The organism is Shewanella sp. 0m-6, assembly GCF_052977325.1.
In genome coordinates this window covers 21,486-38,112 of sequence record NZ_JBRIMD010000034.1, presented here as the reverse complement: position 1 = coordinate 38,112, position 16,627 = coordinate 21,486, and the positions used below count along the sequence as shown (strand labels likewise).

The window sequence follows — 16,627 nt, the reverse complement described above, 5'->3', positions numbered from 1 at the left end:
TGAGCGTGACTGATGCCGATGCGGGACAAAACCAGTTTGCAGCCACATCCTTGCAAGGTCAGTTTGGTGCTTTAACCTTAAATAACTTAGGTCACTGGACTTACACCGCGGATAACTCGCAAGCGGTCATTCAAGGGCTCAAGTCAGGTGAGTCGTTAACCGATACTCTCATTGTTCACAGCGTCGATGGCACCGAGCAGAAAATTAGCGTCACCATTAACGGCACTGACGATAAAGCAATCATAGCAGGTACTTCCGCAGCTTCTGTAACGGAAGACAAAGACGTTCACGGTGGCCAGCTTCGCGTTGATGGCGCGCTGAGCGTGACTGATGCCGATGCGGGACAAAACCAGTTTGCAGCCACATCCTTGCAAGGTCAGTTTGGTGCTTTAACCATAAATAACTTAGGTCACTGGACTTACACCGCGGATAACTCACAAGCAGTCATTCAAGGGCTCAAATCGGGAGAGTCGTTAACCGATACTTTGCTAGTGCACTCAGTTGATGGCACCGAGCAGAAGATTAGCGTCACCATTAACGGCACTGACGATAAAGCGCAAATTGGTGGCGTTGATACTGGCTCGATATCCGAAAATACCGCGGGTGTCGATATGTCACCCGACCATGCCCAACCGGGAATAGCCACACTTGGCAATGCCACACTTTATGCTGATGGCAAGCTGACCATAACAGACCCCGATGTTGGCGAGTCAGGATTTGAACGCCAAGGCAGCAATGGTTACGACTACCACGGCACCTATGGAGACTTAATCTTACTCACCGATGGCACATGGCATTATCATGCTGATGCTGGGCATAGAGCCGCTATGGGTGCGAGACCCACAACTCGCGGCACCGCGATTGACCAGCTCGGCGAAGGCCAAAGCCTAACCGACACGATTACTGTTCACTCAAAAGATGGCACTTCGCACGATATCGTCATTACCATTCATGGCAGTAATGATCGTCCCTATTGCTCGTCAGAAGTGCTGCTTAATGCGGGCACTGAAGATACTCGCCAAACCATCACTGCTGCGCAACTGCTACAAAATACTGTCGATGTCGATAACAATGATGTCGGACTGCTCACCATTACCAACCTGCATGCAGATCATGGATCTATTGCGATCAATACAGACGGCAGCTTTTCATTCAGTCCTGAAAAAGATTATAACGGCCAAGTGCATTTCAATTACGACGTAAAAGATGCTCACGGTGGAATGACTCATACAGGCGCATCTACCACTTTAACCGCTATCAATGATAATCCAGATGTTGCGCCATTAACCGATAGCATCAAAGAAGGGGCAAGTCATAATCTAGACTTGCTTACAGGCGCTACAGATATTGAGGGCGATACACTTCATATCGAGCAACTGACTTACTCTATCGATGGCGCTCCAAGCACAACACAATTACCATCCGGCCTATCACTGGCTGCTGATGGTCATACCTTAATGATTGATGCGACAAACCCAGCCTATAACCACCTTGCTAGTGGTCAATCACTTAAAATTGCCGTTTCATACCTTGTCAATGATGGTCATGGCGGCCAAAGCCAGCAAACAGCAGATTTAACGATTCAAGGAACCGATGACAAAGCAGCGCTTGTATCTAATGTAATTCAACTCACCGAAAACCAAGCGCTCGATAGTGAATTTAAAACGTACAAAGGCAACCTGCAGCTACTGGATCCCGATAGCGGTGATAAAACTCAATTTGTCTTTAGCGGTAAATATTTAGGCCAAGGTTATGCGCCGGGCCATCTTGATGTTTGGCCCGATGGGTCTTATCAATTTAGGTTAGAAGGCGCTAGAAATCGCCATGCGGACGATCTCATCAGTAGTTTGCATGCTGGCGAGTCGATGGAGATACCGTACGAAGTAGAAACCAACGACGGTCAGAAGCTAACCATTATGGTGAAGGTGACTGGCGAAGATAATCAAGCAAGAATTGAAGTGGCACCCTACTCCAGCATTGATAATCATGTTTACGAAGATCACACCTCCTTCGGAAATACGACCAATCAGATATACAGCGGCGGTAATTTACATGTTATCGATCCCGACCATGACCAAGCAGGTTTTATTGCACAGAATATTACCACCCCAGAGGGCGGTCATTTCTTTATTAATGCCAGAGGTAACTGGGCTTACACCATAGACAATGACAAGTTGCAGCATTTAGGGTCGGGGGAAAGCTACCAAAAAACCTTTACCGTTGAATCTATTGACGGTAGCGCACATCAGAATATTACAGTCACAGTCCATGGCACCAATGATGCACCCGTTGTTTCAGCGCAAGTGCAGCTAAGCCAAGGAACGGAAGATACCGATATACAACTGAGCACTGCCGAGCTTATTGCCAATGCCACTGACGTTGATGACAATGATGCAGGCCAGCTAAGTATTGCTAATTTAACTGCTGACCACGGTACTATTACAGCCAACCCAAACGGTACGTTTACTTTCCATCCTGAAAAAGACTACAACGGCCAAGTCCATTTCGATTATGACGTCTTAGATGCCCACGGCGGCGTGACACACACGTCGGCTAACACCAGCTTAGCTGCAATTAATGATGCAGCAATAATAACAGGTGACAAGTCAGGCTCGGTTACCGAAGACCACCATGTACAAGGGGATGCACTGCACACCGTATACACCACAGGCGTGCTCAATGTGTTAGATCCAGATGCAGGGCAGGATCATTTCCATTCTAGCCGTAATGTCCATGCTATAAGCGATCAATTTGGTGGTTCACTCTCAATAGGCAAAGCAGGAGATTGGACCTACTCGGTACCCAATGCCAATATCCAACATCTTGCAGAGGGGCAAACCGAAACGGTGCAATATGAGGTATTGACCCAAGGCGGAGATAAACAAATTATCAGCGTGACTATCACAGGCACCAATGATGCCCCTGAACTCACGGTCGCGCAAACGACGCCAACCACAGGAACATTAACTGCAACCGATGTCGATACTCAAGATACGCACACCTTCTCAGTGGTTAGCGCTCATGGTCAATTTGGCGATCTGAGTGTCGACTCAACGACGGGAGCATACAGTTATAACCCCAATGCTTCCATTACTGGAATGAGCTACAACAGTGCCACGAATACCTACCACGGTTTAGACGTTTTTGAAGTTAAAGTAACCGATAATCATGGCGCAGAAACGTCTAAGTTCATGACCTTCGATGCCAATGGTCAAGTCACCAGCACTAGCGGAAATCAGCCCCATGTAACGGCAACAGTCCCCACCCCGCCCTTGATCACGGCAAGCGCGCCGAGTCTACCAACGGGCAGCAATACCCCACCAGCGAATGCGGTGAGCCTTGATTTATCCACGACCAGTGACAGTGGCGCTTCAAATACTGACAACTTAAGCAATGACAATACGCCCAGTATCTGCGGCACTACCGATGTTCCTTTCTCTAAGGTCACTATTTACGATGGTAATACCCCTGTTGGCCATGCACTATCTGATGCCAACGGTGATTACACTGCCAACCTTTCAAGCCTGAATGACGGCACACATAATTTATCTGCCAAAGCATTAGCACCATCATCCTTGTTACCAGTCGTTTCGCCACTACTCGATATCAAAGTGGACACCAGTACGGCTGCACCGAATGTAGACTTAGCAGCAACTTCCGATTCTGGCATATCAGATCACGATAACCTGACCAATGAACACACGCCCGTTATTACAGGTATTGCAGAAGCCAACTCAACGGTAACCATTACCGATGAGCATGGCACCATTGTCGCAACAGGAAATGCCGACGCTAGCGGGACGTACCAGCTCACGACAAGTCACTTAGCTGAAGGCGTACATTCAATATGTGTCGCAGCAACTGATGCGGCTGGTAATCAAAGCCAATCAAGCCTAACGATTGAAGTCGATTACACCGCGCCCACTATCGCGAAGGTTAATTTGAAGACTGAAGCAGACCATCAACCGACATTCAGCGGCAGTGTCAGCTTAGACACGGCGCAAGTTGATATTGTAGTGAAGCAAGGCAGTCAAATCATTGAAACCCTCCATGCCACATTAGATGGCAAAGGTGGCTACAGTGTTGATGCAAGCAACTTACCTGATGGTGATTACGTCGCCTATATTCAAGCAACTGACAATGCCGGCAACCAAACACCATCAGGTGCAGCAGGCATAGTTGATCGCTTCAGCGTCGACACTCATGCCAATGCGCCAAGCATAAGCTTTGAAACAGCAGGCAGCGATCATATCTACAATGTACAGGAGGTGGCAGCAGGAGCGGCTGGCACTATCACAGCGACTGTAGCTCTGCCTGCGGATACCAACCCCGCAGATAGCATCACGATTAACGGCAATAGCCATCAAATCAGCAACGCCGAATTTTTAGCTGGCAAAGTCGAGATAGAAGTTGCCCCCGGCGCCACAGTTACCGCAAGTGTCACCGATCACTTAGGCAATGTTTCATCAATAACCCACGAGACAGCGCCAACAGCAGATTTAACCGCTGCGGCATTAACCTTATCCCTGACTCACGATTCGGGCATTGCTGGTGATCATATAAGCAACGATGGCTCATTGACTATTACAGGCCAAGAGCAAGGTGCCAACGTCGAATATTCAATGGATAATGGTCAAACATGGAGCCAAAGCTTTACCCCAGTGTCAGGGCATAATACTGTCAGTGTGAGGCAAACTGACACAGCGGGTAATATATCGCCAAGCACCAAGCTCGTCTTTACTTTGGACAATCAAGTCGCAGCGCCCAGTGTTGCATTACAACATGATAGCAGCGCACATGCAGGGCAACCTGCCGATCTCATCACTAAAGATGGTCAGCTAAATATTGCCGCCGAAGCAGGCGCCAAACTGGAATACTCTATCGACGGCGGACATAGCTGGACGACACAGTTTACGCCTATTGAGGGCCAAAATAATCTGCAAGTGAGGCAAACTGATATTGCCGGAAATACCTCGGCAGCCACCAGCTTTAGTTATACCTTAGATACCACGCCAGTCACTGTCACTGTTGACCCAATCTCAAAAGATAATGCACTCAATGCCGTTGAGAATAATCAACCTCTCGTGATCACAGGCACAAGCGCTAACATTGCCGCAGGCGATCAGGTCTATGTGAAGTTAGATGATAATAGTGTTTATGTTGCAACCGTGAAAGCAGACGGAACTTGGCAGCTAACCCTCAACGCAGCCGAGCACCAAAGCCATATGGCCGCCGATAAAAACTATCCCATTAAGGTGGGCGCAGTTGATGTTGCCAGTAACGTAACACCAGAAATAACCACCCATTTACTGGTTGATACTCAAAACCCAATCCCTCATATCAGCGTAAATCCAGTCACCGCCGACAACATAATTAATCTCGCAGAGTCAGGACAAAGTATTAATATCAGCGGCCAAGTCAGTGGTGACTTTAATACCGGAGATGCTATTAGCTTAAGCATCAATGGCGCTACAATTAGCTCACTTACAGGCTCCGTCGATGCTCAAGGGCATTACTCTATTGCCGTTCCTGCACAGACTTTAATTAAAGCGAATATCCACAGTATTTATGCGACGGGGCAGCAACCCATTCACTCTATTGAAGCCACTGTTATCACCACAGATAGCGCCGGTAATCTCGGCAGCGCCACGACGGGCACACAAGCCTTTACCCTTGATACTCAGGCAAATGCAGCAATTCAGCTTGATCCCATCACCAGCGATAATGTTATCAACGCACAAGAGAGTGGTACCGATATTAGCGTGACAGGTCAAGTCAGTGGTGATGCACATCAAGGTGATATCGTTAACTTAGTTGTCGGGCAACATAGCTATAACGCAACGGTTGATCATAGCGGTCACTTCAGCGTTAATATCGCAGGTGCAGAGCTAGCCAACAACGCATCAATCACAGCAAGCGTTACCACCACAGATACTGCAGGTAATCCAGCTAGCGCCAGCCAAGTCTTGCACTATGCCACCGATACACAAGTGGGCATGCCAAGTATTACCTTTGAAAGCCCTGGCAGCGATAATGTCTACAGTAAAGCAGAAATTGCTCAAGGCCATACAGGGACAATTACCGCCACAGTGCATGCCGCAGCTGATGCCCAAGTGGGCGAACACCTTAATATTAATGGCGTCGACCATGTGCTCGATGCCAACAGTTTAGCCCACGGTATTACCCTTGAAGTGGCGCCAAGCAGTATAGTCAAAGCCATAATGACTGATGAGTACGGTAACGTTAATTCAGCACTCAATATCGCCGCAGGAGCAAAGCCAGACCCCATAGTGGTAACAGCCCCACCTGGCAGCCATCATATCGGCGCATCTTTGGGCGCACCGACATTACTGCCAACCCAAACCCCAGTTCCAGTTGCCGAGCAAGGTTGGAAAATATTGGTTAATGGCCACTATCAAACCTCCTATACCAGCCAATGGGGCACCTTATCGATAAACCCCAAAACAGGGCAGCTGAGTTATCAAGAGCACGCCAATACCCATACGGGGCCACATGGCTCGGCGCAAAATGTAGGCGTACATGAAGATAGGTTCGAAGTCGCGCTACAAGGCTCACACCATGATGATGTGGTGATGCATGTTCAAGTGAGCATACTAAGCCACGGGCCCGGCAACAGTGGAAAACTGACATTAGGCTCAGAAGTGCTCGATATGACGGTCACCCCGACCTTTAGCCACCCAGCATCACCTGCGACCGTAGCGAGTGATGCCCCTCAAGACGACCCTGTGATTAATGTCGTTATTGATGATCCAATGCAGGCTGATGATTTAGTGCAGGCAGATGATTTAGTACAGGCAGATAATACGCTCACTCATACTGGCGACGATTTAAGCTCTCCCCCTCAAGAGCAAGCCCCAGCAGCAGAGCAGCAAGCCCCCGCCGCCCAAGTCGAAGCGTCAGAGCCTATCGATCACTATCTACAGATGGTCGGTATGAGTCATCACGATCTCGCGCCACAAAGCGCTGCGTCATCGATGAATGATTTGCCCGAAATGCAGGTACTCACCAGCAATGAACCTGATGCCGATATGCTTGATACCAATCAAGTCGATGCGTTTGACAACCCACTGCTAGATGACGATAAGCATGATGTACACCATAACGACTTAACCACTCTTGATGATGCTATTGAGCATCAAGGCGTTGATCAAGCAAACGATGATGATCTACTCCATCAAGCTTTGAACGATATGCATAATCAGCTTTAAAGATCCGATGTCACAGCAATCCGTGAACCGATAAAAGCAGTGGTCACCCTACCACTGCTTTTTTGCCTCCAACCTATTACCAAATATCACTAAAGAGGTAATTAAACACTCATGAATATTAGACCTATTGACCATAAGATTGAGCGGCATGTGCCAACTTGTCTCTATTGCGTTGGAATATAGCTTACTCAATCGGCTTTTACGGCGTATTTGTCATTAAATTCTTGGCATTAATCTTGCGATGTCCCAGTGACTATTTCCTACGGCAAGCTTTATGAGATGTAAGACAACACCCTTTGACACCCTCAACAAATATTCAGGGGAATTTAGCGGCGCCTTTGCCGACTTAGGTACCTTTCTCCCGTTAGTGCTTGGCCTTATCGCCTTAAACCATTTCTCCCCACAAGGGATCTTTATGGGCTTTGGCTTATTTGCACTATTTACCGCTTTTTATTATCGCCGCCCAATTCCAATCCAACCGATGAAAGTGATCACCGCATTAGTGATTGCCCAAGGACTCACCCCAGGTATGCTGCAAGCCAGTGGTATGTTGATGGGGATCATTTTATTAGTGCTAGCCTACAGTGGCGCAATAACTTGGATGGCAAAACAGTTATCCCCCGCCATCAGTATTGGTATTCAATTAGCCATTGGCCTGCAACTTATTTGGCTCGGCGGCCAGATGATGAGCCAAACCTGGCTGATTGGTTTTGTCGCTTTTACTGCGTTATTTGCCAGCCAGTTTTTACCTATGCGTTACTTTGCGATGCCGCTAGTCTTGGTGCTGGGAATTCTCTGGCAGCTCAATAGTGGCACCGCGCCAAGCTTTAACCTTTCAGTATATTCGCCATGGCTGTTAAGCTGGCCAAGCATCGATGAATGGAGCTCTGCTGCGGGCTTACTTGTGCTGCCACAACTGGCACTGACCTTAACCAATGCTGTGATTGCCACCTCTGCGATGGCGAAAGAGAAATTCCCTGAAGATGCTAAAGATAATTTTGCACCAGAACGCTTTGCCACTAGCTCAGGCTGGGCTAATTTATTACTCGCTCCGTTTGGTGCCAGCGCCATGTGCCACGGCGCTGGCGGCCTTGCAGTGCAATACCACTTTGGCGCCCGCACCTGGTTAGCCCCTACTATTTTTGGCTCAACGTGTTTACTCATCGCCGCTTTTTGGGGCCAGGGGATTGCGTCTATTTTGTCGCTGATCCCATTGGCGATATTAGGTAGTTTGCTGGCGATAGCAGGCACACAGCTAGCTTGGTCTAAGCGCTTTATCGACGGTAAGCCTTTCTGTATTTTCGTAATTTTAGCCACTGCAGCGCTCTGCTTACTGGTCAATACCGCAGCAGGCCTAGCAACGGGTATTGTGCTGGAGATGGGCCGACGCCAATGGCATCTGTATTCCGACCTTAGGCACTAAAGTCAGTTGTTATTTGCAGCCACTCTGAACCAAAAGGACGCATAAGCGTCCTTTTGGTTATTAACCGATAAACCTAGCTAGTCGCTATAGGCTGGGTAATCGATATAACCTTCTGCTCCACCGCCAAACAGTGGGCCTTTGTTAAACTCCGCTAAGGGTAGTTGATGCTGCAACCTATAAGGCAAGTCTGGGTTGGCTATAAATGAGCGACCAAAGGCCACAAGGTCGGCATAACCTTTTTCAATCACCGCGCTGGCACGCGTTACATCATAGCGCCCTGCCACAATAATGGTGCCACTAAACACTTGTCTTAGCTTGATGCGAAAACGCTCAGGGATCTGCGGAGCATCATCCCAATCAGCTTCTGAAAGGTGCACATAAGCAATCCCCATTTTGCCCAGCTCTTGGGCCGCCAGTAAAATCGTCTCAACGATTTCCGGACAGGCCATATCTTTAAAGGTAACGAACGGTGCGAGGCGAACTCCCACTTTGTCTGAGCCTATCTTTTCACTGACCGCGCTGACAATATCTAAAAGAAACTGAACCCGCTTTAGTGGTGAACCACCATATGCATCGCTCCTATGGTTGGAATTTGTGCGTAAGAACTGATCAATTAAATAACCATTACCACCGTGGATCTCTACCCCATCAAAACCCGCATCAATCGAGTTTGTAGCCGCTTGAGCAAAATCAGCAACAACACGCTCAATATCGGTTTGCCCCATCTCCCTTGGCGTCGGACAATCCACCATCTGACCATCTGGATGCGCTTCATCGACCACCCAAACCTGAGTATCTGTCGGTTTGATGGCAGAGGGGGCGATTGGCGCTTCCCCCTGTTGAAACACCGGGTGTGATACTCGACCCACATGCCATAGCTGATTAAAGATTTTGCCTCCCGCTCGATGCACAGCACTTGTGACTAATTGCCAACCGCTGATTTGCTGCTGCGTGTAAACACCAGGAGTGAACGAATAGCCTTGGCTATCAGCTGAGATCTGCGTCGCCTCACTAATGATTAAACCCGTTGATGCCCTTTGGGCATAGTAAGTGGCCATCATTTTATTCGGAGTGTTACCCGGCTGGGTTGTTCTCGAGCGCGTCATAGGTGCCATAACCATACGATTATTCAGCGATAATGATGATTTATTGTAAGGGGTGAAAAGGCTCATAATAGCTCCTGATGATGCGTAAATGTACCCAATAATTATTGCTATTTTTCATCAATAACTTGTAGCTCTATAACGAGTTTATCAAGCTTGATAAAAACCTGTAGCACTGCACTATCAGGTACCTGACGCACATTGTATTTAAGTGATAATTGGTTCAGTTGATGAGTCAACACCGGTAAATTCATATCCACGTCAAAAGCAATATGACCAAATTCACAAGTCTGTACACGCTTAGATTCGATAATGTGTACCAAGGCTTTATCACCTTGGTACAACCAAGCCCCGCCGAAGGGAAACTCCGGTCGATAGCCAACATTCAGCCCTAGGATGTCCACCAGCAAATGTTGCAGTTTGCTGTTTTCAGCAGCCACAATATTGAGATGATTAAAGCGAATTGCCATTGTGCGTCTCCAGCGTCCCATCAATGTTCTTAGTCTATCCCCGTTAACTTATTTTGATAATTAGGCTAGTATTAAAATCATTTTCAAAAAATATTTGATATGTATCATCTCAACGATCTACAACTTGCGATCCGTATTGCCGACTTACAAAGTGTATCTGCCGCAGGGCGAGAACTCGGTATGACACCTGCAGCGGCCAGTGCTGCGCTGCAACGTCTAGAAAAAAAGTTGGATTGTTTGCTATTTGCCCGCTCTACACGGCAGATGACACTCACTGAAGAGGGCCATGTTTTTATTGAAACTGGCCGAGAAGCAATACAGCTGCTCGATAGCGCAGCAGCAGTCTTAGCCGATAATCGTGGAGAACTCAAAGGTGAGCTAAAAATAGCCCTCCCCTCAGATCTTGGTCGCAACTTGGTTAGAGAGTGGTTAGATGAGTTTTGTGAACAAGCACCAGAACTAAGGTTAAGCCTATATTTCAGCGATCAAATGGCTGATTTGATCAGCCAGAATGTACATTTAGCTTTGCGTTATGGTCAGCTAGAGAACTCAAACTTAATGCGGCGCCAACTGGCGATGATGCCGCGAGTCGCCGTAGCATCTCCCGAATATCTGGTAAAATTCGGTGTTCCTTCGCATCCCAAAGAGCTGATTAATCACAAAACACTAATCCTTACCCGCGGCATAACACCTTGGCATAAATGGCTATTTAGTCATAAGGGAAAAGAGTACGAAGTAGCAGTAAAAGCAAGCAATAGCTGTAACGATGGCGCGGTAATTCAAGACTGGGCTTTAGCGGGAAAAGGGGTAGCCTACAAAAGCTGGTTTGATGTGGCTAAGGCAGTGCATCAAGGAAAATTAGTCTTACTTTTTCCTGAACACCTGGCGGTAAATACGCCACTGCAATTGGTGTACTTACAAACGAATTACCCCAGCCATAAAGTGAGAAGTGTTATCGACTTTTTAAGGCAAAAGTCGCTAACATTTGCCAAACTGTATCCGCTGCCGGGTTAATGCACTCCTAACCTTAACAAACATTTTGCATAACAAAGCTAACAAGCTCCCTTTAACGGCAAACTGAATATCCACAGCATTTATCGCCTGAGTGACTCAAGATTTATTTTATCCAGCAGGGCATTGTTTACGTTTAAGCATATCCTGATCAGCGGCATCTAGCAGTTGCTCAATATCGATAGACTCATCTACCACACAGCTACCTATAGAGACTGTAAACCTGGGTAATTTTTCAGAGTAATCGCATTGCTCAAAGGCAGCTATAAGGCGTTGCTTCAGCTTGTCTAATCCTACGCCATTTTCTATCGCTACCAGAGCGACAAACTCATCGCCACCAAAGCGGCCAATGACATCGGCTTCACGTACCGTATAGCTTAATACCCGCGAAACCTCTTGTAGAACAGCATCGCCGACTCCGTGTCCATGTTGATCGTTAATGGCCTTAAATTGATCAATATCGAGATAGAGCAAACAGAGCAAACTATTGGTGCGTTTGGCAAGCTTAATACGTTGCTCCGCCAATATATTAAAACCACGTCGATTGTTGATGTTGCATAGTGAGTCGGTGATGGCCAATTGCTGCATCTGCGCATAGCTACCAATTAAGGCAAGATCCGACTCTAGAAGTTCTTTAAGCTGAGCGATCAATTCAATGTAAGTTTTTTGATAGTCAGTCGCTTTATAATCCATCACGCAGAACGTGCCAAACGTTGTACCACAAGGCCAAAACACCGGTACGCCAAGATAAGAGCGAAAGCCATCATTATGGACTTCAGGGTTGCTATCCCAGCAAGGATCTAACACAGCATTGTTGACGTATAATGCCTGACTCGTCTCGACTATTTTGCGGCAAAAAATGTTTACTTCTGGCTCAATGACCACACCCGAAGCGTAGGGGTTAGATTCCTGCTCACTGGAGATTGTGACTTGGAAACCTTCTTTGGTGTACTGCACTAAGAAGCCTGCTGGCGCATCGAACAACTTGGCAAGTAAATTAACCGTTTTCTGCCACTTATCTAACGAAATTAAGTCATTAGGATTGTCGAGCAAAAAAGTATCGGTCGCAAAAGCGGGGGAGTTTTTCATAGATAATTGCTACTTTCTGTATTGATGCCACTCTGCGTACAGTATAACCCTACATCAATACATTACACCGAAACTCTCCCATTTAAACCATCACTATGCCAAACAAAATCGATTTCCATTACAAAACGCTAAGCTTTACGCTATGACACCTCACGATGATCCGCCGTAGGTTTTTTTAATAACTTGCGTTGTAAAGTGCGTCGATGCATTCCCAGCTGACGAGCTGTACCAGACACATTACCGTTATTGGCATTTAGCACCTGCTGAATGTGTTCCCACTCCAAGCGTTTTGGTGATAATGGCTCTTCAGTTAAGGGCTCGCTCCCATTCTCGACTGCTGTGGCTGATAGTGCATTTAGCAAAGTTTGGGTATCAACAGGCTTAGCCAAGTAATTATCGGCTCCGAGGCGAATAGCCTCTACAGCAGTGGCGATACTGGCATAACCGGTTAGCAATACCATCACCACATTCGGTAATAGTTGCCTGATGGGTGAAATAAGCTTTAGCCCATTCTCCTGCTCTAGCTTCATATCTAACAACACGTGAGTTGGACGAAACTGCCTCGCTAATAATAAACCTTGGCTGGCATCGTGACTCTGGCGACATTCGAATCCTTGCTTAGTTAAGCGTCGAGCTAATACACTGGCTAAGGCTGTATCGTCTTCAATAATAAGCAGCTTATTTGTCATTATGCCGCTCCTTGTGTCAACATTTTCTGGCTGATAGGAAAACAAACCTCAGCAACCGTGCCGCCCTCTTTTGCGCTGCCAAGTAGTAACTGTCCACCCAAACGTTCAAAGCTTGCGTTACTCAGGAGCAATGCCATCCCCATCCCTCTTTCGCTTTCGATCAACTTACGCCCCAATTGTAATTGCATCTCTTTGGGGATCCCCGCGCCAAAATCTTTAACCGAAATACATAAACTGTCACTTTCTGTCGCTATCAGCGCCGACACAACAACCTTGGCTTCACCAATGTGAGCCAAACTTGCACTGCTGGCATTTTCGACCAACGCCAGTAGGGCTGGAAGTAAGCTGGCATCGGTTTTTATTACAACCTGATCAACAGCGATATCTGTTGGCGTTTTGAGGTACTTCAGCTCTAAAGTGATTTCAGGCATTAATAACAATACTTGCTGCTGCAGCGTGGCTAACAATTCATTGGCTGTCAACAAGCTCAGCCTCTGCTCTCGAATAGACTCTGTTGCCATTCGCAGCGAGTTGAGTGTTTGCTCGCATCGCACGATGGCGGTGTTCATCTCTTGCAATATTTCAGGCTCACTACTCTGCTCTTCCACTGCTTCATCCACCAGCAAACGTAAGCTCGCTAATGGCGTCGCTAATTGGTGCGCCATCTGCGCTGAAGCAGTCCCCAGCGCCAGTAACCTCTCTTGGCGTAATTGTGCCTCGCGCATATAACCTAGCTCAACCTCCTGCTTTCGCATGCGCTGAGCAATATAGGCCACACTGGTGGTCAGTACCAATGCCGAGATCAAGAAGTTAAACCACATACCAAGGTAATGAGAGCTCATATCCATACCATGGTGTTTCATCTGACTCTCGGGCACTGAAAAAATCATCAAACTATAGGCAAAGGTCGACAAAAGTGCCAAAGCCCAGGGGGCCCACTGGGGTAAAACAACCGCGGCAATAGCAATGGGTAATAGCAGCAAAGAGATAAATGCATTCGTTGCCCCGCCTGTAAAATAAAGCCAGGAGATCCAAAACAGGGTATCGATTAGCAAGACGATGAAAAAGCCATTATCTAGACGAGCAATTGAACCTCGATGCCAAAAAGTAACACCTAGATAGAGCGCTTCTAAACTCATCCCCCAGTATAAGACTGGGCTAGTAAGAGATAAGCCAAAGGTATCGGCAGCAAAAAAGGTCAAGCCGATCTTCAATAGCAACGCTCCGAATCTCAGCAAAGCTAGCTGATCGGTGGCACCAAGATTGCGTATGAGTAAGTTTTTAAAGCGCGTATTCATCATGATGATCATTCTTTATTTTTATTGTTTTATCGATTTTTATCGTTAAGCCAGCCATTGCGTTACGCAGGCTGGCTGCTCAAAGGCAGTTGCGATTCCAACCTTAAAAGATAACGTGCTTTTACTCGCTAAACTGGCAAGTCGCTCACAGCTTAATGCGCTACACCGCTGGTGTTGAGCGTTATCTGTGGCGGGAGTCACAGGAATAAAGAGTTTGCCACTGCAATAATATACATAAGCACTCAAACATCAACGAGCATATTGACGAGCTAGCATAAGGGGTTTTCTTCCGCTAAGCACTGGTTTACTCTTGAGAAAGCTTACTTTTACTGCAGAGCGTTTTAATGCCATCAGCACACTCTCTTCCGCTCATTATTGCTGGCCCAATGCTGCGCCATTGCGATGAGCAGCACTTCACTTTATGGTTTGTTAGTAAACAACCTCTATCAAGGTTACGTTTAACGTTAATTGGCGCCGAATTTGACCGCGAGTTAAACGACTGTGAAGTCCACTGCATCCCACTTGGGAAACACGCATACCAATATCTGCTCCGTCTGTCTCAAGACCGACTATTACCAAAAGATATCGCCCTTGAGTATCGACTTTTTGATAGCGAAATAGGTGAACTATTCCATCAGATTGATGGGTTAACCTATCCCGGAGAAGAAGCATGCCGGTTTACCATCAAGCCCCAAATCGATAAGTTGATGCACGGCTCATGCCGTAACGCACATCATCATAGCAGTGACGCCTTAGTCGCCGCCGATACCCAATTACTAGAGTGTAAAGAGATTTCAGATCGCCCCGCATTACTTATGATGAGTGGAGATCAGGTATATGTTGATGATATTGCGGGGCCTATGCTCTATGCCATTGGCGAGGTTATTAAGCTGCTTGATCTGCAGCAAGAACAGTTTGTCGATGCTCCACTGCCTGACTCCAGCCATATTAGTTACCAGCCTGCCGCCATGTATCGTCGTCATACACATTTATTACCTAAAACCCAATACAAGGCTAAAACGCTCATTGCTCGTTGGTACATCAACCATCCTATTTTTACCTCATCAATCGCTGAAAACCACCTCGTCAGTCTCAATGAGTTGATGGCGCTCTACCTACTCTACTGGTCACCAGAGCTTTGGGAGCTCATTGAGATCCCAAAAGATGTTATCGGCTTAAGCAAGGTCAATAATCAAAGGTGGCAGAGAGAGTGGACCCATCTTTTAGCGTTTAAAGCAGGCTTAAAACAAGTTCGGCGCTTAATGGCACATGTGCCGACTTATATGATTTTCGATGATCACGATATCACCGATGACTGGAACCTCACAGCTAGATGGGAACTCGCCGCATACAACCATGCTTTTTCAAAACGAATAATAGGTAATGCACTGATTGCTTACACACTTTTCCAAGGGCTTGGCAATGCGCCCAAGCGTTTCGATAACGACATCACTCCAGAGTTAAATCGATTTTTTAAGCATCCCAATGCAGAGTCACAAGATAGCCTTATCGATAAATTACTTAGCTTCGAACGTTGGCATTACAGCCTACAAACCACACCTAAACTGTTAGTGCTCGATACCCGTACTCGACGCTGGCGCAGTGAGTCGAACCTAGGTAAGCCATCAGGGCTAATGGACTGGGAAGCCTTAATGGAGTTTCAAGCGGAGTTAGTCAATCAACCTAATGTCATCATAGTATCGCCAGCACCTATGTATGGCGTAAAGCTGATTGAGACAGTACAACGAGTCGCCACGCTTTGTGGTGGGTCTTTACTGGTTGATGCTGAAAACTGGATGGCTCACCCAGGCACAGCCAATACCTTACTGAGTATCTTTCAGCACAGAAAAACACCTGAGCAGTTCATCATCTTATCGGGCGATGTGCATTACTCGTTTAGCTATGATGTACGTATTCGTTTTCGTCATGGTGGGCCACAGATTTACCAAATCACCTGCAGTGGCTTTAAGAATCAATTTCCAGAAAAGCTACTCCCCGTTTTCGACAAATTTAACGGCTGGCTATATGGTCACTTCTCGCCACTTAACTTTTTCACTAAGCGCAAGCGTATGTCCATTCGAGGCAGACGCCCCAATGGCGAGCGCAGCAAGCGTTTAGTTAATAATAGTGGTATTGGCATTGTAGAGATTGCAGCAACGGGTGCCCCCACCAAAATAGGCGTATTACATTCCGACATGAGTGAAACCGAGTTTTTACCGCCGAGGCATTAGAACCTAGGTCTTAGGAAAAGCAGGTTAGAGATCCTAGTTCCTAGGCAAAAGCAAAGCCCTAACGGCCGATAGAAGCCGAGAAAG

Annotated in this window: 9 protein-coding genes; 4 read left to right on the top strand and 5 right to left on the bottom strand. The window is 47.0% G+C overall.

The annotated features are described in order from the left end of the window. The first annotated feature begins 5 nt into the window (after nt 1-5). Both ACVBJC_RS18410 and ACVBJC_RS18405 read left to right on the top strand, forming a co-directional pair. Nucleotides 6-7,229, top strand: coding sequence for a VCBS domain-containing protein (locus ACVBJC_RS18410; protein WP_447162383.1), 7,224 nt, complete (start codon nt 6-8; stop codon nt 7,227-7,229). 274 nt (nt 7,230-7,503) lie between these two features. After that, nucleotides 7,504-8,652, top strand: coding sequence for a putative sulfate/molybdate transporter (locus tag ACVBJC_RS18405; protein ID WP_447162381.1), 1,149 nt, complete (start codon nt 7,504-7,506; stop codon nt 8,650-8,652). 77 nt (nt 8,653-8,729) lie between these two features. Here ACVBJC_RS18405 and ACVBJC_RS18400 read toward each other — a convergent pair whose 3' ends face one another. Next, nucleotides 8,730-9,824, bottom strand: coding sequence for an alkene reductase (locus tag ACVBJC_RS18400; protein WP_447162380.1), 1,095 nt, complete (start codon nt 9,822-9,824; stop codon nt 8,730-8,732). A 41-nt stretch (nt 9,825-9,865) separates the two neighbouring features. Continuing rightward, a complete protein-coding gene (locus tag ACVBJC_RS18395; RefSeq protein WP_447162379.1) occupies nt 9,866-10,225 on the bottom strand; it encodes a hypothetical protein in 360 nt (119 codons plus the stop codon). 99 nt (nt 10,226-10,324) lie between these two features. Here ACVBJC_RS18395 and ACVBJC_RS18390 point away from each other — a divergent pair, with 99 nt between their 5' ends. Further along, nucleotides 10,325-11,239, top strand: a complete 915-nt coding sequence (locus ACVBJC_RS18390) for a LysR family transcriptional regulator (RefSeq protein WP_447162378.1) — start codon at nt 10,325-10,327, stop codon at nt 11,237-11,239. 108 nt (nt 11,240-11,347) lie between these two features. On the opposite strand, the gene ACVBJC_RS18385 is transcribed toward ACVBJC_RS18390, so the two are convergent. The 3 genes from ACVBJC_RS18385 to ACVBJC_RS18375 all read right to left on the bottom strand — a co-directional run bounded on the left by ACVBJC_RS18385 (nt 11,348) and on the right by ACVBJC_RS18375 (nt 14,315). After that, complete coding sequence (locus tag ACVBJC_RS18385; protein ID WP_447162377.1) at nt 11,348-12,325, bottom strand: sensor domain-containing diguanylate cyclase; 978 nt, start codon at nt 12,323-12,325, stop codon at nt 11,348-11,350. Between the two features lie 140 nt (nt 12,326-12,465). Continuing rightward, nucleotides 12,466-13,014 (bottom strand): response regulator transcription factor, encoded by a 549-nt coding sequence (locus ACVBJC_RS18380; RefSeq protein WP_447162376.1) that lies wholly within the window; start codon nt 13,012-13,014, stop codon nt 12,466-12,468. Further along, nucleotides 13,014-14,315, bottom strand: coding sequence for a sensor histidine kinase (locus ACVBJC_RS18375; RefSeq protein ID WP_447162375.1), 1,302 nt, complete (start codon nt 14,313-14,315; stop codon nt 13,014-13,016). The genes ACVBJC_RS18380 and ACVBJC_RS18375 overlap by 1 nt, the downstream gene beginning before the upstream one ends. Nucleotides 14,316-14,656: 341 nt before the next feature. On the opposite strand from ACVBJC_RS18375, the gene ACVBJC_RS18370 reads away from it, so the two are divergent. Beyond that, on the top strand, nt 14,657-16,543 hold the full coding sequence (locus ACVBJC_RS18370; protein ID WP_447162374.1) for an alkaline phosphatase D family protein: 1,887 nt from the start codon (nt 14,657-14,659) through the stop codon (nt 16,541-16,543). Nucleotides 16,544-16,627 lie beyond the last annotated feature (84 nt).

Excerpts from the sequence above, each read along its gene's own strand:
- ACVBJC_RS18400 (WP_447162380.1), bottom strand. The coding sequence starts at position 9,824 with ATGAGCCTTTTCACCCCTTACAATAAATCATCATTATCGCTGAATAAT.
- ACVBJC_RS18390 (WP_447162378.1), top strand. The coding sequence starts at position 10,325 with ATGTATCATCTCAACGATCTACAACTTGCGATCCGTATTGCCGACTTA.
- ACVBJC_RS18385 (WP_447162377.1), bottom strand. The coding sequence starts at position 12,325 with ATGAAAAACTCCCCCGCTTTTGCGACCGATACTTTTTTGCTCGACAAT.
- ACVBJC_RS18375 (WP_447162375.1), bottom strand. The coding sequence starts at position 14,315 with ATGATGAATACGCGCTTTAAAAACTTACTCATACGCAATCTTGGTGCC.
- ACVBJC_RS18395 (WP_447162379.1), bottom strand. The coding sequence starts at position 10,225 with ATGGCAATTCGCTTTAATCATCTCAATATTGTGGCTGCTGAAAACAGC.
- ACVBJC_RS18380 (WP_447162376.1), bottom strand. The coding sequence starts at position 13,014 with ATGACAAATAAGCTGCTTATTATTGAAGACGATACAGCCTTAGCCAGT.
- ACVBJC_RS18370 (WP_447162374.1), top strand. The coding sequence starts at position 14,657 with ATGCCATCAGCACACTCTCTTCCGCTCATTATTGCTGGCCCAATGCTG.
- ACVBJC_RS18405 (WP_447162381.1), top strand. The coding sequence starts at position 7,504 with ATGAGATGTAAGACAACACCCTTTGACACCCTCAACAAATATTCAGGG.